The following is a 24459-nucleotide window of genomic DNA, read 5'->3' as shown; positions in this document are numbered from 1 at the left end:
GGCTTTTTCGGTGTGATTTCGGCGATCTGTGCCATTCTGGGGACCGCGCTGATTTTTTATGCCGCGTCATTGGGGGACACTTGGAATCCGTGGTTGATTTCCATAAATCCGCCTGACGTAAAATACGGGCTGGGCTTTGCCCCGCTTAAAGAGGGTGGCTTTTGGCAAGTCATTACGATTTGCGCGACCGGCGCGTTTATTTCCTGGGCCCTCCGGGAAGTCGAAATATGCCGTAAACTTGGCATGGGATATCACGTCCCCGTCGCGTTTGGCTTTGCCATATTGGCCTATATGACCTTAGTGATTTTCCGCCCGTTTTTGTTGGGCGCATGGGGTTACGGATTTCCCTACGGGATTTTCAGCCATCTCGACTGGGTGTCCAACACCGGATACCAATATGTGAATTTCCACTACAATCCGGCGCATATGATTGCGGTGTCGTTCTTCTTCACGACCTGCTTCGCCTTAGCGCTGCATGGCGCGCTCATCCTGTCTGCGGTGAACCCGATGAAGGGCGAGAAAGTAAAGACTCCGGAATATGAAGACGCTTTTTTCCGCGATTTCATCGGATACTCGGTCGGTACAATTGGCATTCACCGCCTTGGGCTTTTCCTCGCACTGAACGCTGGGTTCTGGAGCGCTGTATGTATCATCATTGCAGGGCCACTTTACGCTGGTGGCTGGCCGGAATGGTGGGAGTGGTGGCGCAACATTCCGATTTGGTCTTAATGGGAGGATAGAAAAATGGCACGTTATCAAAACATATTTTCCCAGGTGCAGCTGACATATGCCCCCGAAATGGGACCGCCGCTGCCGGTATCGGACGAACGCCGCATCGAGATGACCGGGTTCAGTTATTGGATGGGCAAATTCGGACAAGCACAAATTGGGCCGATCTATCTCGGCTGGCTTGGACTCGCTTCACTCCTGTTCGCTTTTTTTGCGATCGAGATCATCGGATTCAACATGCTGGCGTCGGTCAACTGGGATCCGGTTGAATTTGTACGTCAATTCTTCTGGCTCGGACTATACCCGCCAGCACCTGAATATGGTTGGACCCCGTTCGTCCCGCTCGACAAAGGCGGTTGGTGGATATTGGCCGGGTTTTTCCTGACCACCTCGATTATCTTGTGGTGGTTCCGCGGATATCGCCGGGCGCGAGCACTTGGGATGGGCACACATGTGTCCTGGGCATTTGCTTCGGCAATCTGGTTGTATCTCGTTCTTGGCTTCATCCGTCCATTCTTCATGGACAGCTGGGCAGAAGCGGTTCCGTTCGGGATCTTCCCGCATCTGGAATGGACGAACAACTTTTCCCTGCAATATGGCAATTTGTTCTACAATCCGTTCCACGCGCTCTCGATCGTCTTCCTGTATGGGTCGGCGCTGTTGTTCGCGATGCACGGCGCGACCATTCTTGCGGTTGGCCGCTACGGCGGCGAACGTGAGCTGGAACAGATTACCGACCGTGGAACAGCATCCGAACGCGCTGCCTTGTTCTGGAGATGGACCATGGGCTTCAACGCCACCATGGAATCCATCCACCGCTGGGCATGGTGGTTCGCCGTACTGACGACATTGACCGGGGGCATCGGCATATTGCTGACTGGCACCGTCGTCGACAACTGGTATCTGTGGGCCATCGAACATGGATACGCCCCCGAATATTAAGGGGTGCACAATCTGAAAAGAAACCCGGCCATCGCGCCGGGTTTTTTATGACCGTTATATCAAGGCTTACGCTGCAACATCCTTCGCCGATGCATGTCATATAGATGCACGGGAAAGGCTAATGCCAAGGGGAACGATATAAAGGGCCAGTCCATACCAGTCAGAGCAGCGCGGAGACCCAGCATCATCAATATCGCAGGTAAAAGGGCCGGACTGATATCCACCCATTGTTGGCCGCGCAGACGAAGCCACAGCGCCTCTACCACCAAAACAGCCAGAACCACATCAACAGCGCGGCCGCTGGCGAAGAACTGCTCCATCAACCGAAGGGGCCGTTAAGCTGAACCACTTGATAATTAAGCACGCCAGCGATGGTGACCCAGACGAGATATGGGACCAGCATGATCGCCGACCATTTTGAAAAACGGCCACAGAAGATGATTAGGACCAGGATCGATAGCCAGAGAGCGATCAGCTCATAGACCGCGATATCCGGCCGCTCCATGCGGAAGAACAAGAAGCTCCAGCCTAGATTTAAAAAACCATTGAGCGCGAATAGACCAAGGACGGTTTCGGACTCGCGGCGTGTAGGTGCCTTTTCCCATGCCAGCACGCCGGACACCGCGATCATCGCGAAAATGGCCGTCCAGATGATGCCGAACATATAATCTGGCGGAGCCCAGGCGGGTTGTTGCAGCGAATAATACCACTCGTCCAAGACAGTGATCGTACCCCCAACGATAGCCGTTACTAATGCCAGGGTCCCGGCAATGATGGTCGGGAAAATGCGCGCTCTGTTCATGCCAGGCTTATCTCTCCACTGGTTTAAGCCCGAACAGGTGCCCCAAATCCTTGAAGAATATCCGGATATGGGCCATGGGCTCGCGCCGTACGAGTTGTTTGTTCATGTAGGCTTCCCATGTCAAGCGCTGCACATCAGGGTCTTCGCACATCTTCACAAATCGTTCGCGGCGCTTGTCGTTTTTGTACCAGAAATATTGCATGACACCCAAGATCCAGAACACCCTGCCATGCGCCTTCATGAAGGACTTTCGCGCCAAGCGAAGCGCGCTGGGATCGCCAGATTTTAGGAATGCAGACACAGCGTCGGCGCTCATTCGGCCAGCAGTCATAGCGTAATAAATGCCTTCGCCCGATGAAGGTGCCACTACGCCAGCGGCATCGCCGGCCACCACAACATTCTTGCCATTGTCCCAGCGCTTGAGCGGTTTCAAGGGGATTGGCGCGCCTTCCCTGCGCAAAGTCTTCCAATGCGACAGACCTGTTTGCTCACGCATTAACCGTGTTGTTTCGCGCAAGGGAAAACCCTTATCCGCGCTGCCAAGGCCAATGCTGGCGGTCTTACCATGCGGGAAAATCCAGGCGTAGAAATCGGGCGATAAATGCCCCTGATAATATACATCACAGCGCGTTGGATCATAATCTTCTGTGACGATGTCCGGAACTTCGACAATCTCATGATAGGCATAAACGCACTTTACGCGTTCGGCATCTTTCAGGCACTGCGCCGCAACAGATGAACGCGCGCCATCGGCGCCAATGACAGACCGTGTGGTGACTGTCTGCAGCTCGCCATTGCGGTCTGAACGATAGGACAGTTTGACAAGCGTATCGCTGTCATCGACACGCTCACATTTGCCAGTGACCCGCGTCGCGCCGGCTTCGCCTGCGCGGTTGCGGAGCCATTCGTCAAAAGTATCGCGGTCGACCATGCCAACAAAGCCGTCACCTACCGGCATCACGACCTTTTTATTGGATGGCGCGATAATGCGTGCGGACTTGGCATGCGCGACCAGCATGTTCTGTGGTATGTCGAAATCTTTCAACAACCGGGGCGGGACGGCGCCGCCGCATGGCTTTATCCGTCCTGCCTTATCCAGCAGCATCACCTTATAGCCAGCACAAGCAAGGTCATGGGCGGCTGTTGCCCCAGACGGTCCGCCGCCAACGACGATCACGTCATAATCTGTTTGGGTTCTCACAATGTCACCGCCTCTCTTGATAATGTTGGCCGCGTCATATGCGTGGCTGTTGCGATTAGGGCCGCAACCACGAACATGGCTGCCTCCACTGCAAAGACTGTCTGGAATGCTATGCTATCCCCACCCAATCGGGCCCGCAGTTGGTCGACGATTAGGGCACCGAGAAGGCCGCCGGAGCCAAACGCAATTGCCTGCGCTGCGCCCCACACGCCCATTCGCGCGCCCTCGCCCGATGTCCGGCCGTCGCTCGCCAACTGAAGCATCGCACCCACCGCTGCGACCGCGAAAATCCCGTTGGCAACGCCAAGTGCGAAGACATTTGCTTTTAAGGGCCAAGCTGGGCCGACCGTTGCCGAAAAGGACAAGCCGAGCAGCATCACCGCCGAACTGAAGCAGCCCAAAATAATCCAGGCCCGTGAATTTCGCCCATATTTTTTGGCTAGCAGGCTGCCACCCGCGCCCGATATCAGCATGCCAAGCAATATGCCGCTATGCTGCACGCCCGCCAATCTGGTCGACTCACCGGGCGTCATGTTGAAGACAAATCCTGCAAATGGCTCAAGAATGAGGTCCTGCATGCTGTACGCGAGCATCGATATGAACACGAAATAGGTAAAGCGGCGGGCTGGAGCATCTTTCCAGATATTTTGAATGACCTCGCGCAAAGCTATATGCGGGTTTGGCGGCCCATTGGCCACGGGCGCGCTGCCGCGTTCAAGTCCATGCAGCGCCAACACCGCAGCGCAAAACGCGACCAGAACCACAAGGCTTGTCACGACAGCCAGCCGCGTTTCGGTGAACGGGTCAAGATAGCTGCCTGAAACGCCCGCGGCGACAACTATGCCAGCGACCATCATGGTCCAACTTATAGCTGCGGCGGCAGGCTTTCGCTCGAGCGACACCCGGGAGGCGAGCAAAGCAAGCAAAGCCGTACCGGACATGCCAACGCCTAGGCCAATCATAGAAAATCCGACGATAGCGAAGAGAACGGGAAATACGCCCTTCGACCCCATCATGATGGTCGCGTCGACCGAGAGCAATGTGCCCAGGGCCAATATGCCCAAGCCGCCGATGATCCAGCTGCTGCGATGAGCGGACCGGTCGGAGGTGTGCCCCCACACCGGCCGGGAAAGTTGAACGCCATAATGCCACGCCACCAGCGCGGCGGGAATTGACGCGGCGATGGCATATTCGACCACCATCACACGGTTCAGCAACGATGTTGCGAGCATGACAATGGCGCCAATTGCAGCCTGAACTGTGCCAAGACGGACAATGGAAAACCATCCAATGCCGGCAACCATTTGATGATCCGCGGTCATATATAACCCCCAAGTCCGAGCGCGGCGGCCAACATACCAAATACGTATAGCGACACACCGGTAGCGTTATACCAGGGTGCATGTTTCGCAGGGTCGCCGACAAGCCGCGTCATCAAGAGAAGCTGAAGCAGGGTGAATAACGCAACGATCGCCGCCGACAGCGGCAATGATTGGAAAAACAAAACAGCGATGACAGCGATCTGCGCAAGCGCCATGACCACACACGCGAAAATGGCAGCGGGACGGACCCCCATGGTCACGGGCAGGGAGCGCAGACCGGTGGCCTTGTCGCCCTCCACCGCCTTAAAGTCGTTTAAAGTCATAATGCCGTGCGCGCCAAAGCTGTAGAGCAATAAGACAAGCAAGACCGTTGCATCCGGCAACGCACCGAGCATGACGCTCGCTCCGGTAAACCATGACAAGCCTTCATAGCTCAACGCGCACAAAAGTGGTCCAAACCAGCCGCTGCGCTTGGCACGAAAGGGGGCAGCACTATAGGCCCAGCCGCTGAACAAGGCGACGCAAGTGGCTATGAATACCCACTGTCCCAACGCGGAGGCTAGAATTAGCGATATTAACGCCCCACTGATCGCAATGCCGAGCGGCCAATATCCTGGCACACGTCCCGACGGAATAGGCCTTTCGGGTTCGTTGATCGCATCGACATGACGATCACAATAATCGTTGATTACTTGGCTCGTGCCACACACCACGGGGCCCGTCAGGGCAATGCCCGCCACCAGAAACACCCAGTTTTCGCTGATAGAGACGCCCGAAGACACCACTCCGCACATGAAAGCCCACATTGGCGGAAACCATGTGACGGGTTTGGTGAGTTCAACAATATCGCCGATGCGCGGGCGTTTAGGGCCAAAGCGCGGGATTAGCGGCGAAATCGTTGAGTCTGACATACGCGGAAGCTATGGTACTTCACTTGCACTGTCAAATTAATTGGACATTAAATTGTCCAATAGTTTTGACATTAGTCGTCTCGGCCGATCAGATTTCCAAGACCATGCCTGTGAAGTTTCGAATATAGGCTTTGGCGGCTAAGCCCAAGGATTTCAGCCGCCGAAGCCCTATTATCCGCAGTGTGAACCAGGGCAGCCTCAATACACATGCGTTCGATCAGATCCGTACTCTCGCGGACAATTTCCTTAAGCGTCTTGCGGCCCACCAATTCGGTAAGTTGTTCGACAGAGCGGGGAAATTCGTTCCTGCTTTGCGGCAAGTCGCGCTCACGCCGACCGATGCCGCGGACCGAATATCCGAACAGCGGCTGTTCATGGTCGATCATAATGGCGGATATCTCAACAGGCTCTTCACCGCCGTTCAGATCATTGATGATAGAGCTGAAATTACGGACATTCTGGTGGTCCTTAAGCTGCTTTTTCAACAAGCCAACGTCGACGTCCGGCCGACCAACGAACCGGCTAAGCGACACGCCCAAAAGCTGTTCAACCGACCCTGCCTGGACGAGTTCAGCAAAAGCCCGGTTGGCCACAATGATTGCCTGCTTTTCATCCGTCAGAACAAATGCGTCAGGCATTTTTTCAACAACATCGAGTACGTAGCGATCCGACTGTTTGCCAGGCACTTCATGTAGGCCGTCGTCGATATTCACCAACCAGTATTGCTTGCCGGATTGCCGGAAGGCCGACGCTGCAATCTTGACGGACCCTGCCCGGCCAGCGAGCCGCACATTGGCGGGAACGGTCTGACTATTTACTGTCACTGCACCGATATAAGCAACAAGATCGTCCCGATAATCGGGATGAACAAGGCTTAATAGATTCTTGCCTTCCAACGATCCCGGAGCGGCGTTCACAAGCGCATGACATGCGCGGTTTGCTTGCTGGATATCGTGACTTTCAGCGTCAGCAATCAAGACAGGATAAGAAATATTGTCGAACAACAGCCGATATCGCGTTTCGGTCTGGCGCAGATGCAGATAATCGCGCTCCATCGACTGCTGCGTTTTTAATAACCGCTGCTGCAAAACGGATACTGACCGCAGATCACGACCAATGGCGACCTTCCAGCCACCGTTTTGGGGAATGATAACCTTATAATTGACAGGAACATCGTCGCCGTCGTGCATGTGATTGACTTGCCGCCAAGCTGCAGCGGATGCTGAACCAGAGTTCAGGAGCTGCGCGATCTTTGCTTGGCTTTCGACCGTAACCGTGTCAGTCCAGCGTTTACCGATCCACATATTGGCAAATCCATGATCGCGCACGTTCACTGCTATGTCGCGGATGACCCCCTCTTCATCGATCGCAAGCATGAAATCACCCGCGCAATAGGCAAGGTTGATGATATCCTCTTTCGAGAAACCATCAAAGATGACTTCAGGATCGCCGAAGGGGATCCGGTCCGTATGCGTTGACTCAAGGTTCATCGAGTGGACCAGTTTCCTAACTCAGGTTTTCAAAACTTGCGGCACTAATTGGAACCAGTTGGTCTGCGACTGCAACAGCAGACATTGCGTCCGCTGCTGTAGCATCTGCGCCACAGCTGGCCACCAGGTCGGGATGTTCGTTGATAACGCGTCCCCCAAGCAAAACTTTGACATAAGGATTGCTCGAAACAGCCTTGATCGTGCAAACTAGGCTGCTCAGCGCGCTCGTAGAACAATCATTGCTAACGGTCAATCCGATGAGATCATAGTGTCGCGTTGCAAATTTCCCCGTCAATTCAGATTGGGTCGGCTCGATTAGAACGTCGGTCTCCCAACCCGCTCTCTGAAAACATTCGGCGACCATAAGTGTTCCAAAGCTATGTTGTTCCCCTGGCATCGGCGAAAACAAAGCAGAACGCTGTCCGTGCCCTGGCCCAGTCACTGGCGGAATACGCATTGTGAGCACGCGTAGCACCTCTTGAATGCGCCACAGGCCCATGGTCACGCCTACGAAATCCTCGCTGTCTGCGTCCCAGAATTCTCCAAGACGTCGCGCCGCAGGTGCAAGTAAATCAACAAAGATATTTTCTACCGAACTGCCCATTGCAAGGCATTCATCAACGAACGACAGCAGGACATGCGCCTCTTCATTGACCGACAAACGAGAAAAAACGTCGACATCCTGTTCGCTTATAACCCGGCGGCAGTGCGCCTCGGCGCTCGCAGGGTAAGGTGTCAGTGCGTTAGCAGCGTCGGCCCACGAGGATGGGTCACGCCGGTCCGCTATCAAACGGGGGATAACAAGATTTTCAAGCAGCAGGGTCAAGTCAAATTGCCCAGCCTGTTCGGCAACGAGCCGGATGTTGCCAGTTAAAGCGTCGGCCTCCGCGATGTCGGGAATCTGTTCGGTTTTGGAGCTTCCACGCCAGTCAATAAGCCTCGATTTTAGTTCGGAAAGTCCGAAAACTGTAGCCATATTCAGACTCCCCTAAAAGTCTGGTCGGCGTGGCATGACGTCGGCCTATTCTTTTGATGAAAGCATCTCAAGTAGATCGTTTTCTATACCAATGGAACACTAATGGCAAACTTTATGTGTCAATTTTTTTGGACGTCTAAAAAACTTGACACTTTTGCAAATCCAGCCTTTATTTGCAGTCTGGAGATAGGGAGGATGTGTTCTGTCCATCAGCACGCATATTGAGTCGGAAACCACTTTGGCGATTGCAGCGCCTACTGCGGCAGCAAGCGGCAATATGCCTCTCTACACTGCCGCGCAGCGCAAACGCCGTGACGAAACGGTTTGGACACTCATCCAAGGCCTGCTGGCTCCGGTTCAATTTGTCATATTCGGTGTCAGCCTGTTTCTCGTGATTCGCTTTTTGATGACAGGAGCTGGCGAACAGGCCGCGGAAATATCCGTCCTCATCAAAACAATCGCGCTCTACGCCATCATGATTACAGGATCGATCTGGGAAAAAGTCGTATTCGACGAGTGGCTGTTTGCGAAGCCCTTTTTCTGGGAAGACGTTTTCAGCATGTTGGTCCTGGCATTGCACACTGCCTACTTGCTGATGCTGTTCAACCAATGGGGCTCAGCGCACGACCGCATGTATGTCGCTTTGGCCGCTTATGCCTCTTATGTCATCAACGCTGGCCAATTTTTGTACAAGCTCCGTATGGCCCGGCTGGATGCCCGCCAAGATAATATGGTGCCCGCATGAATGCCATCGCTCCACTCGCGTCCTCTCCATCGGCAGCCGTTTCGCCTGTCCTCAAGGAGCGCGGACAACGCGAAGTATTTTGCGGCCTAACTGGCATCATCTGGCTGCACCGCAAGATGCAGGATGCGTTTTTTCTCGTTGTTGGTTCGCGGACATGTGCGCATTTGTTGCAGTCCGCTGCAGGCGTCATGATTTTTGCAGAACCCCGCTTCGCAACTGCCATCATGGAAGAGCGCGATCTGGCTGGCCTTGCCGATGCCAATGTTGAGCTTGACCGAATAGTCGACCAATTGCTGGCCCGACGTCCCGAGATCAAGACATTGTTCTTGGTCGGCAGTTGCCCTTCCGAAGTTATCAAACTTGATTTGTCAAAGGCTGCACAACGATTAGGCGCAAAGCATAGTCCCCTTGTTCGCATCTTGAACTATTCGGGCAGCGGCATTGAAACCACCTTTACTGAAGGCGAAGATGCATGCCTCGCCTCTTTGGTTCCTATCATGCCCGAGCTGGATGAAGCCTCCCCAGCTAATCTGATCGTTGTAGGATCCTTACCCGATATCGTCGAAGACCAGTTCCGCCGCCTGTTTTCAGAGTTGGGCATTCCCAATATCGCCAGCTTGCCCGAGCGCGCGGTTGTCGACTTGCCCGGCATCGGCCCAAATACTTTGTTCCTCCTCGCGCAGCCTTTTTTGGGTGACACCGGACGGGCACTGGAAGCGCGTGGCGCAACGCGGCTTGATGCATTGTTCCCATTTGGCGTCGAAGGCACAACCAACTGGCTGCACGCTGCGGCTTCGGCGTTCAATGTTGACGAAGCGCATTTTGATGCTGTGCTGCATCCGTATCAGGAGCGGGCAACAACTGCTTTGGCGCATCAACGTGCGCGTCTGTCCGGCCGGTCCATCTTCTTCATGCCAGACTCGCAATTGGAAGTGCCGCTTGCGCGGTTCCTCGCCAACGAATTGGGCATGCGCCTGATTGAAGTGGGCACGCCCTATCTGCATCGTCAGCATCTAGCGCAAGAACTCGCGGCCTTGCCTGCTGGTGTCCTACTCAGCGAAGGTCAGGACGTTGACCGTCAGCTTGACCGCATCCGCGTGGCGCGCCCTGACTTGACTGTCTGCGGCCTTGGCCTGGCCAATCCGCTTGAGGCCGAAGGCTTGTCAACGAAGTGGGCGATTGAACTGGTGTTCTCGCCAATCCACGGTTTCGACCAGGCTGGCGATCTTGCCGAGCTTTTCGCGCGGCCATTGCGCCGCCGCGATGTATTGAGGGTTTAGGCGATGCAGCTTTCCGTCTGGACATATGAAGGCCCACCGCATGTAGGCGCAATGCGCGTTGCCACTGCAATGGAGGGCGTGCACTATCTGCTGCACGCGCCACAAGGCGACACTTACGCCGACTTGCTGTTTACGATGATCGAGCGGCGCGACAAGCGCCCGCCGGTTACCTACACAACATTCCAGGCGCGTGACTTGGGCAAGGACACGTCGCAGCTGTTCCAGACCGCGGCGATGGACATTATCGAGCGGTTCAAGCCTGACGCAATGATTGTTGGCGCATCCTGCACAGCGGAACTCATTCAAGATGACCCCGCTGGCTTGATTGAGAAAATGGGCCTGCCAATTCCGGTAATCCCGCTTGAACTCCCAAGCTATCAGCGCAAAGAACATTGGGGCGCCGCTGAAACTTTTTACCAGATTGTTCGCCATCTGGTCGACAAAGCCCGCCGTCCATCGGGCCGCGACAGTCGTCGCCCCCTTGTCAACCTGCTTGGACCAACTGCGCTTGGCTTCCGCCATCGCGACGATGTCATCGAAATCACTGGTTTGTTGAACAAGCTTGGCATCGACATCAATGTAGTTGCGCCCCTGGGTGCGAATGTAGCTGACATCGCGCGTCTGGGCGACGCTGATTTCAACATCGTGCTTTATCCCGAAACCGGCGATTTGGCCGCCGACTATCTGGCGCGCGAATTCCGCCAGCCAACTGTCCGCACTGTGCCAATTGGTGTTGGCGCGACGCAGGATTTTATCCGCGAAGTTGCCGATCTTGCCAAGGTTGACCCGGAGCCCATGCTGCGCGACGGCCTGTCACGTTTGTCATGGTGGAGTCGTTCAATTGATTCCAACTATCTGACCGGCAAACGCGTTTTCATCTTTGGCGATGGTACACATGCAGTCGCTGCAGCCCGCATCGCCAGCGAAGAACTTGGCTTCAAAGTTGTTGGCCTTGGCTGTTACAACCGCGAATATGCCCGTGATGTCCGTGTGGCGGCAAAGCTTTATGGCTTGGAGCCGCTCATTACCGACGATCATCTTGAGGTCGAAAAGGCCATTCAAGACGCGCAGCCAGAGCTGGTTCTCGGCACACAAATGGAACGCCATATTGCCAAGCGCTTTGCCATTCCGTGCACGGTGATTTCGTCACCCGTCCACGTTCAGGATTTTCCTGCACGCTTCTCTCCGCAAATGGGTTTTGAGGGCGCGAATGTCATTTTCGACAGCTGGGTCCATCCGTTGGTCATGGGCCTTGAGGAGCATTTGCTTACCATGTTCCGCGACGATTTCGAATTTCATGATGGCGCAGGCGCGTCGCATCTGGGCCCCGGTCATTCCGCTACACATGAGCACGCTTCAGCCACGTCGTCGGCAGACAACGCCGAAGCCGTCTGGAGCGATGAAGCCAGCCGTGAGCTTAAGAAAATTCCGTTCTTCGTGCGCGGCAAGGCCCGCCGTAACACGGAAGTTTTTGCAGCAGAGCACGGCGTGGAAACAATCGAACTTGCCACCTTATATGAGGCGAAGGCACATTATGCGCGATAATGCCCAACCTAGCGTCCGTGTCGTCATCATCACGCTCGACAACCATCTGGCCGCATCCGTCGAGCGCGCCAATCACGACCTGGCACGCGATAATGTAAGCATTGGTTTCTACGCAGCATCCGATTGGGACCGCGACCCCAAGGTACTTGAACGCGCGCAAGCCGATATTGCGCGCGCCGACATCATCATTGCTACAATGTTGTTCCTGGATGACCATGTCCGCGCCATTCATCCCGCGCTAATGGCGCGCCGCGATTCTTGTGATGCCATTGTCGGGATCATGTCGGCTGGCGATATTGTAAAGCTCACACGGCTTGGCAATTACAGCATGGACAAGCCCGCCAAGGGTCCGCTGGCGCTGCTAAAGAAATTGCGAGGTTCGGGTAAGCCAGGCAGCAGCTCAGGCGCAGGGCAGATGAAGATGCTGCGGAGATTGCCCAAAATATTGCGCTTCATTCCAGGCCCTGCGCAGGACGTGCGGCAATATTTTCTGACGCTTCAATACTGGCTGTCGGGATCGGACGACAATGTCGTAGATATGATCCGCGGTCTGATCGATCGATATGCCACAGGGGACCGCGCAGCGTTGAAGGGCCAACTACCTGCCCATGCGCCACGTGAGTATCCTGAAGTCGGCGTATATCACCCCGATATGCCAGCGCGTCTGACATCGGATGCCAGCTTATTGCCTGCAGTTCAAAATCCGACAGGAACGGTTGGACTGCTCATGTTGCGGTCCTATCTGCTCGGTAAGGATACCGGCCATTATGATGGCATGATCGAGACGCTGGAAGCACAAGGTCTTAAGGTCATCCCGGCTTTTGCCAGCGGACTGGATTCGCGCCCTGCCATCGATGCCTATTTTGTTAATAATGGCGAAACCGTCGTGGATGCGATCATCAACCTCACTGGCTTCTCATTGGTGGGAGGCCCTGCCTATAATGATGTTGATGCAGCCGTCGAAACGCTGTCGCGTTTAAATGTGCCTTATATCGCCGCACATCCCATCGAGTTCCAGACGCTGGAGCAATGGGGCGCTGGCAAAATGGGCCTGTTACCGCTTGAAACAACGATGATGATGGCGATCCCTGAACTTGATGGTGCGATCGCGCCAAGTGTGTTCGGCGGTCGTTCCGATGGCTCACCTGACGGTTGCACGGGCTGCCACCGCAATTGCAAGTTCACTGTTACCGACAATGTCCGCGCCATGCAAAGCTGCCCGGAACGCGCCGCATCATTGGCTGCGCGCATCACCGCGATCATCCGCATGCGCCAATCGGAAAAGGCTGAGCGAAAGGTCGCCATCGTCCTTTTCAACTTTCCGCCAAACGCCGGCGCAACGGGAACCGCCGCGCATCTGGCAGTGTTTGAGTCACTCCATGCAACGATGCGGCGTATGCGCGACGATGGCTATGCAGTCGAAGTGCCCGAAACCGTTGACGCCCTACGTGACACGTTGCTGCGGGGCAATGCCGCGCAGTTCGGAGCAGACGCCAATGTCGCCGCGCGTATCAGCGCCGATGACCATGTCCGGCGCGAGAAATATCTGACCCAGATAGAAGCGCAATGGGGCCCCGCGCCGGGCCGCCAGCAAAGTGATGGACAATCAATCCACGTCCTCGGCGCACATTTCGGCAATGTCTTTGTCGGCGTTCAGCCTGCCTTTGGCTATGAAGGCGACCCGATGCGGTTGCTGTTCGAAGGCGGATTTACACCAACCCACGCATTTTCGGCCTTTTATCGCTACATCCGTGAAGATTTCGGCGCCAATGCGGCCTTGCACTTCGGTACACACGGTGCGCTGGAATTCATGCCCGGCAAGCAAGCAGGGATGAGCGGCGATTGCTGGCCCGACCGCCTGATTGGTGATTTGCCCAATTTCTATCTCTACGCGTCGAACAACCCATCAGAAGGCATTATTGCCAAGCGCCGTTCGGGCGCCACCTTGGTGAGTTATTTGACCCCGCCCTTGGCTGAGGCCGGGTTGTACAAGGGCTTTGGCGACCTGAAGTCATTTCTGGAACGTTACCGCGCGATCGCGGACGACAATGCCGAACGCTGCGACCTTGAACAGCTTATCCGCGACCAATGTGCCACGCTTGATATCCAAGCGGGCGACCTCAGCGATCTGCCCGGCCGGCTTTATGAAATAGAGCGTCAGCTTATTCCACACGGCCTGCACATCTTTGGCGGCAAGATGACCGCGGAAGAGCGCGATGGTCTTGTTGATGCGATGGCTGGCGCATCGCCGGATCTTGCCCGTGCAGTTATTGAGGCCAAGATTGACGCAAATGATGAGCTCGGCGCTTTGATGCGGGCATTGGATGGCGCTTATGTGCAGCCAGCCGCTGGCGGGGACATCCTCAAAAATCCGGAAGTTCTGCCCACGGGCCGTAACATCCATGGATTCGATCCATTCCGTATTCCAAGCATATTCGCTTGCATCCAAGGCAAGGGGCAGGCCGATCAACTTCTCGCGCGCCATATCGCCGACGGCGGCAAGCTGCCCGAGACCGTCGCGATGGTGCTGTGGGGAACCGACAATCTGAAAAGTGAAGGAACGCAAGTCGCGCAGGTTCTGGCCTTGCTCGGGGCCCGCCCGCGCTTTGACGATTATGGCAGGCTCGCCGGCGCAGAACTCATCCCGCTGGAAGAGCTGGGGCGTCCGCGCATCGATGTGGTAGTGACCATGTCCGGCATTTTTCGTGATCTGTTGCCGCTGCAAACCCGGATGATTGCCGACGCAACCTATCTCGCCACGATGGCAGATGAGCCGGTCGAAGCCAATTTTGTGCGCAAACATAGCCTCGCGCATCAGGCGCAACATGGGTGTGATTTGGAAACGGCCGCGTTGCGCGTCTTCTCCAACGCACAAGGCGCATATGGTGCAAATGTCAACATGATGATCGACGGCGGCACATGGGCTGACCCTGAAGAGCTGGCCAACATGTTCGAAGCCAAAAAGGGCTTTGCTTATGGTCGCACCGGCGAGCCCGTGCAGCACCGCGCCCTGTTCGAAACCGAGTTGGCGGGTGTCGAATTGTCTTACCAGAATTTGGAGTCTGTCGAAGCAGGCGTTACCGACATTGACCATTATGTCGACGGCCTGGGCGGCATGAGCAAGGCGATTGAAAAGGCCCGTGGCAAGGCAAGCCCAATTTACGTGGTCGACGCTACTCAAGGCGACACGAAGGTTCGTACTTTAGGCGAACAGATCGACCTCGAAACGCGGACGCGGATGTTAAACCCCAAATGGTATGAAGGCATGTTGAAGCATGGCTTTGAAGGCGTGCGGCACCTTGAGCTGCATGTTACAAACACCATGGGTTGGTCCGCGACCACAGGCACCGTCTCGCCATGGGTATATCAACAAATCAGCGAGACATTCGTGTTGGACCCCGAAATGCGCGCACGCCTTTCAAACCTGAACCCGAAATCCTCCGCCCGCGTTGCCGACCGTTTGCTCGAAGCATGCGAGCGCAATTTGTGGACACCCGATGCAGATACTCTGGCGCGCCTGAAAGCCGCCAGCAACGACTTGGAAGACCGGCTGGAAGGCCTGGTCGCAGCAGAATGACTGGAGCAGCCACATGACACTAAATCTATTGGATACCTCACCACCTGATGGCGAAGGCAGTGTTCAAGTCGCTCTTGACCCAAGCGACAAGATCACCAGCGCGAAGGTTTTTGCGGTTTATGGCAAGGGGGGCATCGGCAAGTCGACGACCTCATCAAATCTTTCGGCCGCATTTGCCAAACTTGGCCATCGCGTCCTGCAAATCGGTTGCGATCCCAAGCATGATTCAACCTTCACATTGACGAAAAAGATGATGCCAACTGTCATCGATGTCCTCGAAACCGTCGATTTTCACAGCGAAGAACTTCGCCCCGAAGATTATATGTTCGAAGGCTATAATGGCGTGATGTGCGTTGAAGCTGGCGGACCACCCGCCGGAACTGGTTGCGGCGGCTATGTCGTTGGCCAGACCGTCAAGCTGCTTAAGCAGCATCATTTGCTTGAAGACCGCGACGTTGTGATTTTCGACGTGCTGGGTGATGTCGTGTGCGGTGGGTTCGCTGCGCCATTGCAACATGCGGATGCTGCAATCGTCGTTGCCGCCAATGACTTTGACAGCATCTTTGCCATGAACCGCATCGTTGCCGCCATCAATGCGAAGGCGAAAAACTATAATGTCCGCTTGGCGGGCGTTGTGGCCAACCGTTCGAAGGCAACCGACGAAATTGACCGCTTTGCCAGTGCCATCGGCATGAAACGTCTCGCACATTTTGCTGACCTCGACGCCATCCGTCGGTCGCGCCTGAAAAAATGCACCTTGTTCGAAATGGACAGCACTCCCGAAGTCGATGCAGCCTGTCAGGAATATATGGACCTGGCGCAAAAGCTTTGGGACGGCGTCGATTATCAGGAGGCCCGTCCAATGAAAGACCGTGATATCTTCGATTTTCTGGGATTTGAATGATGGACACTAGCCTCGCCTCGACCAGCTATCAGCAGAGCAGAACCAAGCTCGAAACCTATTTCGACAAGACCGCTCGCAAGGCGTGGGAGGATCTGACCTCCGACGTTCCAGTCAGCGGCATTCGCGCCACGGTCCGGGCCGGACGCGATAATATGCGCAGTCTGCTGCTGTCGACCTTGCCAACCGATATGCGCGGCATGCGTCTTTTGGATGCTGGCTGTGGCACGGGAGCACTTGCAATGATCGCCGCAGAGCGCGGCGCCGAGGTTGTTGCGATTGACGTATCACACGGCCTGATAGAGATCGCGCAACAGCGTACGCCGAGCCACTTGTCGATCGAGTGGCGCGTCGGCGATATGCGCAGCCACAATCTGGGCATTTTCGACCATGTGGTCGCGATGGACTCGCTCATCCATTATGATGAAAATGACATAATCGGTGTGCTAAAAGCTTGGTCGCAGCGCGCATCACATGTGGTCTTCACCTTCGCTCCCGGCACGCCTTTGCTCCGCACGATGCATTTTGTTGGCAAGGCCTTTCCCCGCGGCGATCGGTCCCCAGCCATTCTTCCCGTTTCGCAAGCACGACTGTCGCAGGATATCGGGCGAGCGTTGCCCGAATGGTCGATTGATTTCACGCAACGCGTCTCAAGCGGTTTCTATAAATCGCAAGCCATGGGGATCAGCCGCTAATGATCCAGAAACCGTCAGCAGTGACATTTTGGCAGGCCGTGGGAACGCGGTTTTTGCCATTTGCTGACGCGGCAAGTAATGAACTTCCTCTGTCCCGCCTGTTGCGACTTGCCCTTTTTCAAGTAAGCATCGGCATCGCAGCTGTGCTTTTGAATGGCACATTGAACCGCGTGCTCATCGTCGAATTGAAAACCCCAACCTGGATCGTGGCACTGATGATTGCCATTCCCTTGCTGGTCGCACCATTCCGCGCATTGATTGGTCACCGGTCCGATACGCACCGCTCAGTGCTTGGCTGGCGGCGCGTGCCGTATATTTGGTTTGGCACGCTCGGGCAGTTTGGTGGCCTTGCTATCATGCCATTTTCGCTCATTCTCATCACTCGTCCCGACACTTTCGCTTTCGGCGTCGCTGCGGCATGCCTTTCGTTCCTGATGACCGGTGCAGGTATGCATGTGACGCAGACCGCTGGACTTGCATTGGCAACCGACATCGCACCCGAAGACAAGCGCCCTCGCGTTGTTGCCTTGCTTTATGTCATGCTGCTCGTGGGAATGATGCTGGCTGCATTCACCATTGGCAATTTGCTGATCGACTTTACCGCGACACGGCTTGTGCAGGTCATACAAGGAGCAGCAGCGCTTACCATGGGCCTCAACATTATCGCTTTGTGGAAACAAGAGGCGCGTAACCGCAGCCTCACAACGTCGCCTTCGACCGGTCCAACCTTCGGGGAAATCTGGGCATCTTTCACGGCGCAACCTAATGCCAAGAGATTGCTTCTGGCCATTGGCCTTGGCGCGATGGCCTTTGCAATGCAAGACGCTTTGCTTGAGCCTTATGGCGGGGAGATATTGGGTCTTTCCGTTGGATCCACGACCGCGCTGACGGGCGCATGGGCGCTGGGGGCACTGGCAGCCTTCGCTTTAAGCGGTAAGCGCCTCTCTTCGGGCTCTGATCCGCTTCGGCTCGCAGGCTTTGGTGCTGTTGCGGGCATAGCGGCATTTTTGATGACGTTGTTCGCCGCCCCCCTTGCTTCAGTACCGCTGTTGTTTGCTGGTGCGACGCTTATTGGCTTTGGCACAGGATTGTTTTCAGTCGGAACGATGGTTGCCGCCATGGGTCTTGCCCAAAAAGGCAGCGCTGGCTTGGCGCTTGGGGCCTGGGGCGCAGTGCAGGCAAGCTGTGCAGGCGCAGGGGTCGCAATCGGCGGCTTGCTGCGAGACGGTATGACAACACTGGCGCTGCACGAAAACATGGGCGCTACACTGGCTGATCGGGCTACCGGCTACGGCGCCGTATATACGGCTGAAATTTTGTTGTTGCTGGTGACATTAGTGGTGCTTGGTCCGGTAATTGGGCTTCATCTGCAAAACCAGTCCAAGACAAGTGAGCGGTTTGAATTAACAGAATTTCCTACGTGAAGCGGGAAGTGTGAGGAGGACGTATGATAGATGATGTAAAAATTGTGGGCACACTTGATGTGACCGAGCTGGTATTTTTGGCATTCGTGCTCTTTTTCCTCGCGCTCGTGATGTATCTGCGCCGCGAAGATCGCCGCGAGGGCTATCCGCTGGAAGATGAAGTGACAGGGCGCATCGATACACCAGGCGGCGTGCTGTCCGCAGCTGCGCCAAAGTCATTCCATATGCCTTTTGACCGCGGCACTGTAACAACACCGACCAAAGGCCGCGAGCCTGTTGATATAGCGGCAGCACGGACATTCCGTTCGCCCGGCGCGCCATATTATCCAACCGGCAATCCGCTCGTTGATGGTATCGGTCCGGCAGCATGGGCCAATCGTGCCAAGCATACCGACTTGGACGGCGAAGGCCGCAACCGGATTGTTCCAATCGGCACTGCAGAACATATTTCGGTCGATACCCGTGACCCCGATCCGCGCGGAATGACGGCTATTGGTGCCGATGGTGCCGTTGCCGGCACCATTACTGACATTTGGGTTGATCGCGCCGAACATGTTATCCGCTATCTTGAGGTCGACACCGGCACGACCAAAGTGCTTGCGCCTATGGGCATGGCCAAGGTGCACCGCAAGAAGGGTCAGGTCGTCATTGACGCCATTAATGCTGCAGACTTTGCCGCCGCACCCGTACCCGGAACCGCTGGTCAAATTACCCTCTACGAAGAAGAGCGGGTCATGGCTTATTTTGGTGGTGGATATCTTTATGCCAACAAAGCACGGCAGGAACCCCTGATATGAGCGAATATTCTCATGAGCCAACCCGGGGGCTTCCCGGCGTGTTGCCACAGGATGAACAAATCCTGTGGCAGTCCAGCCCTGACTGGAAGCATATGGCGATGACAGCGCTGCATATCCGTCTTTCAGTCGCCTACTTCGCTGCCATCGCCATCTGGCTTGCAACGCAAGGGGACGCAGCTTCGGCTATGGCGGTATCGTTGCTCGGGATTTGCGTTGTTGGGCTATTCGCTCTGTTCGCATGGGGTGTGGGGCGGACCACGGTTTACACGCTTACCAACAAGCGGCTGGTGCTGCGTATCGGCGTTGCGCTAAACAAGTGTATCAACTTGCCATTGTCGGAAATCAAGTCGGCCAACCTTAAAATGCTTCCGTCGGGTCATGGCAACATTGTGCTCGATTTGAAGGGCGCGCCGCGGCTCGGCTACATCATGCTTTGGCCACATGCACGGTCGCTGCGCTTCGTCACACCGCAGCCGACATTGCGTGCCATTCCTGAAGCCCGTGCCTTTGCTGCATTGCTGTTCAAAACAACGCAGGCTGTGCAACCCGTCGCGCCTGTGGAAGCAACGCCGCAGCGCAGCCGCGACGTGCCGTTGATGGGAGTGCCCGCATGAGCCACGCAGTGCATCATGACCCAACGGTGCCGCGCGGTGCCCTGATCGGTGCTGCCATCCTTCTCCTGTTCGTCATTGCGCTGACTGGCGCGGTGCGCTTTGGCTTTATCCCCAGAGCTGCGGACCCATCAGTGACGCGCGCAGCGGCACAGGTCATGCCGGCACAGGAGCGTCTGTTACGCTTTATTGACAGGACAGATGGCGCCGTGGTGGTGAGCGACGCGGTAAGCGGCCAAATCGTCGCAGTTGTACCATTTGGCCAAGGCGGTTTTTTACGAGCAACTATGCGCCGCATGGCCAAGGCACGGATATCTGCCGGCATTGGTGCCGAGCCGCCATTCAAACTCATTCGTTGGGAAAATGGCGCACTATCGCTCAGCGACCCCGCGACTGGTCGCGACGCTGAAATCTATGGCTTTGGCCCAGATCATACCAAGAGTTTTGCCGACATGTTGAAAGCACCTGCATCATGACCAGACTCCTGTCCTCCGAGACATTTGACACACCGTGTCGCATCGAAGTCGAACAAAGCGCGGCCCATTTCCACGCGCATGTCAAATTGGCTGGCGGGATAGAGATTGAACCTGGCGATCGTGTGCAGGTGCATGGCGATCCCATCACCGTAGGATTTGGCGAAAGCATCGTGCTGCACCGACATGCCACGGTCCGCAAGGCCGGAATTCTGCGTCGCACATGGACGCGCTTTGCGGGCTATTTCGAGCTCGCCGAATTATATGAAGTCAGTTTCACAGCAGGGAGGTTGTAATGAACGCGCCGGCCAATTTTGCTAAACCCATCGTCGCCGACCATGACACGATGGCTATTGCCCGATCCGACACCGTCCTCGCGCCGCGTTTCTACACCACGGATTATGAGGCAATGGACAAAATCGATGTATCGCTAGTCCGCGACGACTGGGAAGGGTTGATGGAGGAAATGGAGGGCGACCCCAACAAGCGCCATTTTAAAAAGACCGACGCGTTTGACGGCGTAATCGAAGCATTGGAGCCCGAGCTACAGGCAGAATTCATCGACTTTCTAGCAAGTTCGCTGACCTCGGAATTTTCCGGTTGCATCCTGTATGCAGAAATCGCGCGGCGAACCAAGAACCCCGACATGAAGCGATTGTTCAAGCTGCTTGCCCGTGACGAAAGCCGGCACGCTGGCTTCATCAACGAAACGTTGAAAGGTTCAGGCATTGGAATTGACCTCAGCTTTCTGACCAAGACGAAGAAATACACTTTCTTCAAACCGAAGTTCATTTTTTACGCAGTCTATCTGTCGGAAAAGATCGGCTATGCGCGGTATATCACCATATTCCGGCACCTGGCCCGCAACCCGCAGAACAAATTCCATCCAATTTTCGACTGGTTTGAAGAATGGTGCAATGACGAGTTCCGCCATGGTGAAGCCTTTGCATTGCTGCTACGCGCTGACCCGAAATTGTTGCAGGGCGCCAATAAGCTGTGGATCCGCTTCTTCCTGTTGTCCGTCTACGCCACCATGTATGTACGCGACCACAACCGTCCTGTATTCCACAAGGCACTTGGCGTGCACCCGGCCGAATATGGCTATGAAGTCTTTGAAATTTGCACGCAGATCAGCAAGCAGGTCTTCCCAATTGAAATCGACACAGACGATCTTCGTTTCCGCAAGGCGATGGAAGATTTACGTCTGGCATCGGTTTCCATGGAAGACGCTAAGGCGCGCGGCGGTGTTAGTGGCTTTGTCGGCCGCTATATCGGCATGGCCAAGGCAGGCTTTGCTTTTGGCCGTATGTATTTCATGCGTCCACGGGTAAATGAATTGCCCAGCCAAATCCGGCTTTCGCCTGCGTGGTAGCGGCGTCCAGCCTGGTACTGCCGTTCACGGTGGTGATTGCCCTGTGGTTTTTCAGCACTGGCCTTGTGGCTATGCTGAACCACCGTCTGCGGCAATCCTTTGGCCGCGCGGTATTCATAGCGGGCATATGTGCCTCGCTTGGCCTCGCGCTGCTGGTGTTTACCAGCCATTCGACAGCCGTCTGGGCAACTTACGCTTCGTTTGTTGGTGGCTTGCTGATTTGGAGCTGGCACGAAATCAGCTTCCTGACAGGCGCTGTGGCCGGAACGCACCGCGATGTATGCCCAACGGGTGCAAAGGGCTGGCAGCGTTTTTCGCTCGCGACCATGGCATTGATCCACCACGAAGTTGCACTGGCCATGACTGCTGCATTGCTGCTGTCGCTGAGTGCAGTCACTGCCAATCCAACGGGCGCTTATACCTTTGCGCTCCTGCTGATTTTCCGACTGTCGTCAAAGCTGAACATTTATTGGGGCGTCCCCAATATGAGCGATGAGTTGCTGCCGCTGCATCTGGGCTATCTCAAAAGCTACTTCGGGCCCAAGCGGCTGAACGTCATGCTGCCGGCGTCGATTGTGCTCATTATCGGTTTGAGCGCTTATCTGGTCAATCAGGCCATAACGGCCGTCCGTCCTAATGAAGTCGTCCAGGCGAGCCTGCTGTGCTGCCTCTGTTTGCTGGCGGCACTTGAGCATATTTTCCTCGCCGTACCCTTTCGCGATTCTGCGTTGTGGAGTTGGGCGCTGGAAAGCAAAAACAGCAAAAAATTAAGTTGAGAGGGAGTGAGGGCATGAATTACGAGGCATTTTTCGGAAACGAACTCGCCGCTGTCCGCGAAGAAGGACGCTACCGCGTGTTCACCGAAATCGAGCGCACAGCAGGGTCATTCCCGCATGCCACGCGCTACATTGATGGCAAGACCAGCAAGGTCACTGTATGGTGCTCGAACGATTATTTGGGCATGGGGCAGCATCCAAAGGTGCTTGGCGCGATGCACAAGGTTTTGGACGAATGCGGCGCCGGCGCCGGTGGAACGCGCAACATTTCGGGCACCAACCATCACCATGTCCTGCTCGAAAGCGAACTGGCAGATTTGCACAATAAAGAAGACGCGTTACTCTTTACGTCTGGTTATGTCTCCAACTGGGCGGCGCTGGGCACATTGGCATCAAAAATCCCTGACTGCGTGGTCTTCTCCGATGCACTCAACCATGCTTCGATGATTGAAGGCATTCGCCACAGCCGCGCCGAACGCGTCGTGTTCGATCATAATTCAGCGGAGGATCTCGACCGCAAACTTGCGCGCATTGACACAGATCGTCCAAAGCTGGTGGCGTTTGAAAGTGTCTATTCGATGGATGGGGACATCGCGCCCATCGCTGAAATCCTTGACGTTTGCGAAAAGCATAATGCCATGAGCTACATTGACGAAGTCCACGGCGTTGGTCTGTATGGGCCCCGCGGCGGCGGTGTCGCCGAGCGCGAAGGGCTGATGGACCGGATCACGGTAATCGAAGGTACGCTCGGCAAGGCCTATGGCGTGATGGGCGGGTACATTGCCGCGTCGCGCGATCTTTGTGATTTCGTACGCACCTTTGCCAGCGGATTTATCTTTTCAACCGCGCTGCCACCAGCCGTTGCTGCAGGCGCATGTGCCAGCATCAAACATCTTAAGGAGAGCACGGCAGAACGCGAGCGCCATCAGGACCGCGTTGCCAAGGTGCGTGGCGCCCTTGACCGGATGGGCATTCCGCATATCCCGAACCCAAGCCACATCATTCCAGTGATGGTTGGTGACGCACACAAGTGCAAATTCATCAGCGATTGGTTGATGGATAATCACGGCATCTATGTGCAGCCAATCAACTATCCGACCGTCCCACGCGGCACCGAAAGATTGCGGATTACCCCCTCACCTGTGCATAGCGATGACGACATTGACCGCCTGTTGCGCGCGCTCAGCGAAATCTGGTCACATTGCGAGCTTGCACGCCGGGACATAGCTGCCTGAAACAAACGCAGGTCGCACAAACGAAAAAGGCCGGGAGTTACCCGGCCTTTTTTGTAATATAATCCAGATGTCAGCTTGGCGTTTCAAGATACGCGATCACGTCCGCACGCTTTTGCGCATCTGGAAGACCGGCGAAGATCATCTTCGTCTGTGGAATAACGCGCTGTGGCTTTTCAAGATATTGGAACAGCTTTTCCTTCGTCCAGGTAATGCCGCTATTTGCGTTAGCTGCCGAATAAGCAAAGCCAGGAACTGTGCCAGCTTTACGACCAATCAACCCATTCAGTGATGGGCCAGTCTTGTTCACGCCAGCATCCGTAACATGGCATGTCCGGCACTGCGCAAACACCAATTTGCCGTTCGCGGCATTTCCGGTGAAGCTTGCAAATGTGGTGCCATCGAGCGTCGCAACGTCAGTTGCAGCCGGCGGGCCAGCAGGTGCCGGTGCGGCAACCGGTGCAGCCGCCGGTGCAGCTGCTGGTGCTTCTGCCTGCGCAGTCTTGTCGGATTCGCCTTCTGAACCACCGGAGCATGCGGCAACCATTGCGGATAATGCCACCAAGCCAGCTATTGCTTTTATCTTGACCATATATTCTCCTATCGCATTTTCATCGGCCAATTGGCCAATTTTTTTACGTTCTCAACTCCATCGCGG

General features: G+C 55.5%; 24 protein-coding genes. 16 read left to right on the top strand and 8 right to left on the bottom strand.

The genetic code is table 11. The features are described 5' to 3' along the window. Together pufL and pufM are read left to right on the top strand one after the other, a co-directional pair. Positions 1–729, top strand: a 729-nt coding sequence (gene pufL, locus ACK4S7_RS03305; protein ID WP_409644519.1) for a photosynthetic reaction center subunit L, incomplete at its 5' end; no start/stop codon positions are given. Between the two features lie 15 nt (positions 730–744). Next, positions 745–1671 (top strand): photosynthetic reaction center subunit M, encoded by a 927-nt coding sequence (gene pufM / locus ACK4S7_RS03300; protein WP_409644517.1) that lies wholly within the window; start codon positions 745–747, stop codon positions 1669–1671. A gap of 59 nt (positions 1672–1730) precedes the next feature. Here pufM and ACK4S7_RS03295 read toward each other — a convergent pair whose 3' ends face one another. The 7 genes from ACK4S7_RS03295 to ACK4S7_RS03265 form a co-directional block, all read right to left on the bottom strand. Beyond that, positions 1731–1991, bottom strand: coding sequence for a hypothetical protein (locus ACK4S7_RS03295; protein WP_409644514.1), 261 nt, complete (start codon positions 1989–1991; stop codon positions 1731–1733). Then, positions 1991–2473: a TspO/MBR family protein gene (locus tag ACK4S7_RS03290; protein WP_409644512.1), complete on the bottom strand. Its 483-nt coding sequence runs from the start codon at positions 2471–2473 to the stop codon at positions 1991–1993. Before ACK4S7_RS03290 ends, ACK4S7_RS03295 begins: the two co-directional genes overlap by 1 nt. A 7-nt stretch (positions 2474–2480) precedes the next feature. Continuing rightward, positions 2481–3674, bottom strand: coding sequence for a geranylgeranyl diphosphate reductase (locus ACK4S7_RS03285; RefSeq protein ID WP_409644510.1), 1194 nt, complete (start codon positions 3672–3674; stop codon positions 2481–2483). Further along, positions 3671–4996, bottom strand: a complete 1326-nt coding sequence (locus ACK4S7_RS03280; RefSeq protein ID WP_409644507.1) for a BCD family MFS transporter — start codon at positions 4994–4996, stop codon at positions 3671–3673. Before ACK4S7_RS03280 ends, ACK4S7_RS03285 begins: the two co-directional genes overlap by 4 nt. Then, entirely contained in the window at positions 4993–5907 is a 915-nt protein-coding gene (gene chlG, locus ACK4S7_RS03275; RefSeq protein WP_409644505.1) for a chlorophyll synthase ChlG, read from the bottom strand. Before chlG ends, ACK4S7_RS03280 begins: the two co-directional genes overlap by 4 nt. A gap of 71 nt (positions 5908–5978) precedes the next feature. After that, a complete protein-coding gene (ppsR, locus tag ACK4S7_RS03270) occupies positions 5979–7397 on the bottom strand; it encodes a transcriptional regulator PpsR (RefSeq protein ID WP_409644503.1) in 1419 nt (472 codons plus the stop codon). 16 nt (positions 7398–7413) lie between these two features. After that, positions 7414–8373 (bottom strand): B12-binding domain-containing protein, encoded by a 960-nt coding sequence (locus ACK4S7_RS03265; RefSeq protein ID WP_409644500.1) that lies wholly within the window; start codon positions 8371–8373, stop codon positions 7414–7416. A 277-nt stretch (positions 8374–8650) separates the two neighbouring features. Between ACK4S7_RS03265 and bchF the strand changes: the two genes are divergently transcribed. From bchF to hemA, 14 genes are read left to right on the top strand one after another with little or no spacing between them, the layout of a single operon-like run. Further along, positions 8651–9118 carry a 2-vinyl bacteriochlorophyllide hydratase gene (bchF, locus tag ACK4S7_RS03260; RefSeq protein ID WP_409644527.1) on the top strand — a complete coding sequence of 156 codons (468 nt, stop codon included), beginning with the start codon at positions 8651–8653 and terminating at the stop codon, positions 9116–9118. Next, a complete protein-coding gene (locus tag ACK4S7_RS03255) occupies positions 9115–10398 on the top strand; it encodes a ferredoxin:protochlorophyllide reductase (ATP-dependent) subunit N (RefSeq protein WP_409644498.1) in 1284 nt (427 codons plus the stop codon). Before bchF ends, ACK4S7_RS03255 begins: the two co-directional genes overlap by 4 nt. 3 nt (positions 10399–10401) lie before the next feature. Then, entirely contained in the window at positions 10402–11943 is a 1542-nt protein-coding gene (gene bchB, locus ACK4S7_RS03250) for a ferredoxin:protochlorophyllide reductase (ATP-dependent) subunit B (protein ID WP_409644496.1), read from the top strand. After that, positions 11933–15520: a magnesium chelatase subunit H gene (locus tag ACK4S7_RS03245; RefSeq protein WP_409644494.1), complete on the top strand. Its 3588-nt coding sequence runs from the start codon at positions 11933–11935 to the stop codon at positions 15518–15520. Before bchB ends, ACK4S7_RS03245 begins: the two co-directional genes overlap by 11 nt. 13 nt (positions 15521–15533) lie before the next feature. Further along, complete coding sequence (gene bchL, locus ACK4S7_RS03240) at positions 15534–16424, top strand: ferredoxin:protochlorophyllide reductase (ATP-dependent) iron-sulfur ATP-binding protein (protein WP_409644492.1); 891 nt, start codon at positions 15534–15536, stop codon at positions 16422–16424. Beyond that, the gene (gene bchM / locus ACK4S7_RS03235) at positions 16421–17116 is read left to right on the top strand and encodes a magnesium protoporphyrin IX methyltransferase (protein WP_409644490.1); all 696 of its coding nucleotides are present in this window, start codon (positions 16421–16423) and stop codon (positions 17114–17116) included. Before bchL ends, bchM begins: the two co-directional genes overlap by 4 nt. After that, positions 17116–18540 carry a BCD family MFS transporter gene (locus ACK4S7_RS03230; protein ID WP_409644488.1) on the top strand — a complete coding sequence of 475 codons (1425 nt, stop codon included), beginning with the start codon at positions 17116–17118 and terminating at the stop codon, positions 18538–18540. Before bchM ends, ACK4S7_RS03230 begins: the two co-directional genes overlap by 1 nt. 23 nt (positions 18541–18563) lie before the next feature. Next, entirely contained in the window at positions 18564–19337 is a 774-nt protein-coding gene (gene puhA, locus ACK4S7_RS03225; RefSeq protein WP_409644486.1) for a photosynthetic reaction center subunit H, read from the top strand. Further along, a complete protein-coding gene (gene puhB / locus ACK4S7_RS03220) occupies positions 19334–19951 on the top strand; it encodes a photosynthetic complex putative assembly protein PuhB (protein WP_409644484.1) in 618 nt (205 codons plus the stop codon). The genes puhA and puhB overlap by 4 nt, the downstream gene beginning before the upstream one ends. Continuing rightward, on the top strand, positions 19948–20424 hold the full coding sequence (gene puhC / locus ACK4S7_RS03215; RefSeq protein ID WP_409644482.1) for a photosynthetic complex assembly protein PuhC: 477 nt from the start codon (positions 19948–19950) through the stop codon (positions 20422–20424). Before puhB ends, puhC begins: the two co-directional genes overlap by 4 nt. Continuing rightward, positions 20421–20717 carry a hypothetical protein gene (locus tag ACK4S7_RS03210; RefSeq protein ID WP_409644480.1) on the top strand — a complete coding sequence of 99 codons (297 nt, stop codon included), beginning with the start codon at positions 20421–20423 and terminating at the stop codon, positions 20715–20717. The genes puhC and ACK4S7_RS03210 overlap by 4 nt, the downstream gene beginning before the upstream one ends. Continuing rightward, the gene (acsF, locus tag ACK4S7_RS03205; RefSeq protein ID WP_409644478.1) at positions 20717–21793 is read left to right on the top strand and encodes a magnesium-protoporphyrin IX monomethyl ester (oxidative) cyclase; all 1077 of its coding nucleotides are present in this window, start codon (positions 20717–20719) and stop codon (positions 21791–21793) included. The genes ACK4S7_RS03210 and acsF overlap by 1 nt, the downstream gene beginning before the upstream one ends. Continuing rightward, on the top strand, positions 21787–22569 hold the full coding sequence (gene puhE, locus ACK4S7_RS03200; protein WP_409644476.1) for a putative photosynthetic complex assembly protein PuhE: 783 nt from the start codon (positions 21787–21789) through the stop codon (positions 22567–22569). Before acsF ends, puhE begins: the two co-directional genes overlap by 7 nt. A 14-nt stretch (positions 22570–22583) precedes the next feature. After that, positions 22584–23804 carry a 5-aminolevulinate synthase gene (gene hemA, locus ACK4S7_RS03195; RefSeq protein ID WP_409644473.1) on the top strand — a complete coding sequence of 407 codons (1221 nt, stop codon included), beginning with the start codon at positions 22584–22586 and terminating at the stop codon, positions 23802–23804. Positions 23805–23874: 70 nt separating this feature from the next. On the opposite strand, the gene ACK4S7_RS03190 is transcribed toward hemA, so the two are convergent. Beyond that, positions 23875–24393, bottom strand: a complete 519-nt coding sequence (locus tag ACK4S7_RS03190) for a c-type cytochrome (RefSeq protein ID WP_409644471.1) — start codon at positions 24391–24393, stop codon at positions 23875–23877. Positions 24394–24459 lie beyond the last annotated feature (66 nt).

Origin of the sequence: Sphingorhabdus sp., assembly GCF_046292425.1 — a bacterium.
Lineage (GTDB): Bacteria > Pseudomonadota > Alphaproteobacteria > Sphingomonadales > Sphingomonadaceae > Sphingorhabdus_B.
This window is presented reverse-complemented; position numbering and strand designations above follow the sequence as displayed.

Excerpts from the sequence above, each read along its gene's own strand:
- ACK4S7_RS03265 (WP_409644500.1), bottom strand. The coding sequence starts at position 8,373 with ATGGCTACAGTTTTCGGACTTTCCGAACTAAAATCGAGGCTTATTGAC.
- ACK4S7_RS03255 (WP_409644498.1), top strand. The coding sequence starts at position 9,115 with ATGAATGCCATCGCTCCACTCGCGTCCTCTCCATCGGCAGCCGTTTCG.
- bchM (WP_409644490.1), top strand. The coding sequence starts at position 16,421 with ATGATGGACACTAGCCTCGCCTCGACCAGCTATCAGCAGAGCAGAACC.
- ACK4S7_RS03295 (WP_409644514.1), bottom strand. The coding sequence starts at position 1,991 with ATGGAGCAGTTCTTCGCCAGCGGCCGCGCTGTTGATGTGGTTCTGGCT.
- chlG (WP_409644505.1), bottom strand. The coding sequence starts at position 5,907 with ATGTCAGACTCAACGATTTCGCCGCTAATCCCGCGCTTTGGCCCTAAA.
- bchF (WP_409644527.1), top strand. The coding sequence starts at position 8,651 with ATGCCTCTCTACACTGCCGCGCAGCGCAAACGCCGTGACGAAACGGTT.
- puhA (WP_409644486.1), top strand. The coding sequence starts at position 18,564 with ATGATAGATGATGTAAAAATTGTGGGCACACTTGATGTGACCGAGCTG.
- ACK4S7_RS03245 (WP_409644494.1), top strand. The coding sequence starts at position 11,933 with ATGCGCGATAATGCCCAACCTAGCGTCCGTGTCGTCATCATCACGCTC.
- puhB (WP_409644484.1), top strand. The coding sequence starts at position 19,334 with ATGAGCGAATATTCTCATGAGCCAACCCGGGGGCTTCCCGGCGTGTTG.
- ppsR (WP_409644503.1), bottom strand. The coding sequence starts at position 7,397 with ATGAACCTTGAGTCAACGCATACGGACCGGATCCCCTTCGGCGATCCT.
- ACK4S7_RS03210 (WP_409644480.1), top strand. The coding sequence starts at position 20,421 with ATGACCAGACTCCTGTCCTCCGAGACATTTGACACACCGTGTCGCATC.
- ACK4S7_RS03230 (WP_409644488.1), top strand. The coding sequence starts at position 17,116 with ATGATCCAGAAACCGTCAGCAGTGACATTTTGGCAGGCCGTGGGAACG.
- ACK4S7_RS03190 (WP_409644471.1), bottom strand. The coding sequence starts at position 24,393 with ATGGTCAAGATAAAAGCAATAGCTGGCTTGGTGGCATTATCCGCAATG.
- hemA (WP_409644473.1), top strand. The coding sequence starts at position 22,584 with ATGAATTACGAGGCATTTTTCGGAAACGAACTCGCCGCTGTCCGCGAA.
- ACK4S7_RS03290 (WP_409644512.1), bottom strand. The coding sequence starts at position 2,473 with ATGAACAGAGCGCGCATTTTCCCGACCATCATTGCCGGGACCCTGGCA.
- acsF (WP_409644478.1), top strand. The coding sequence starts at position 20,717 with ATGAACGCGCCGGCCAATTTTGCTAAACCCATCGTCGCCGACCATGAC.
- puhC (WP_409644482.1), top strand. The coding sequence starts at position 19,948 with ATGAGCCACGCAGTGCATCATGACCCAACGGTGCCGCGCGGTGCCCTG.
- pufM (WP_409644517.1), top strand. The coding sequence starts at position 745 with ATGGCACGTTATCAAAACATATTTTCCCAGGTGCAGCTGACATATGCC.
- bchB (WP_409644496.1), top strand. The coding sequence starts at position 10,402 with ATGCAGCTTTCCGTCTGGACATATGAAGGCCCACCGCATGTAGGCGCA.
- bchL (WP_409644492.1), top strand. The coding sequence starts at position 15,534 with ATGACACTAAATCTATTGGATACCTCACCACCTGATGGCGAAGGCAGT.
- ACK4S7_RS03280 (WP_409644507.1), bottom strand. The coding sequence starts at position 4,996 with ATGACCGCGGATCATCAAATGGTTGCCGGCATTGGATGGTTTTCCATT.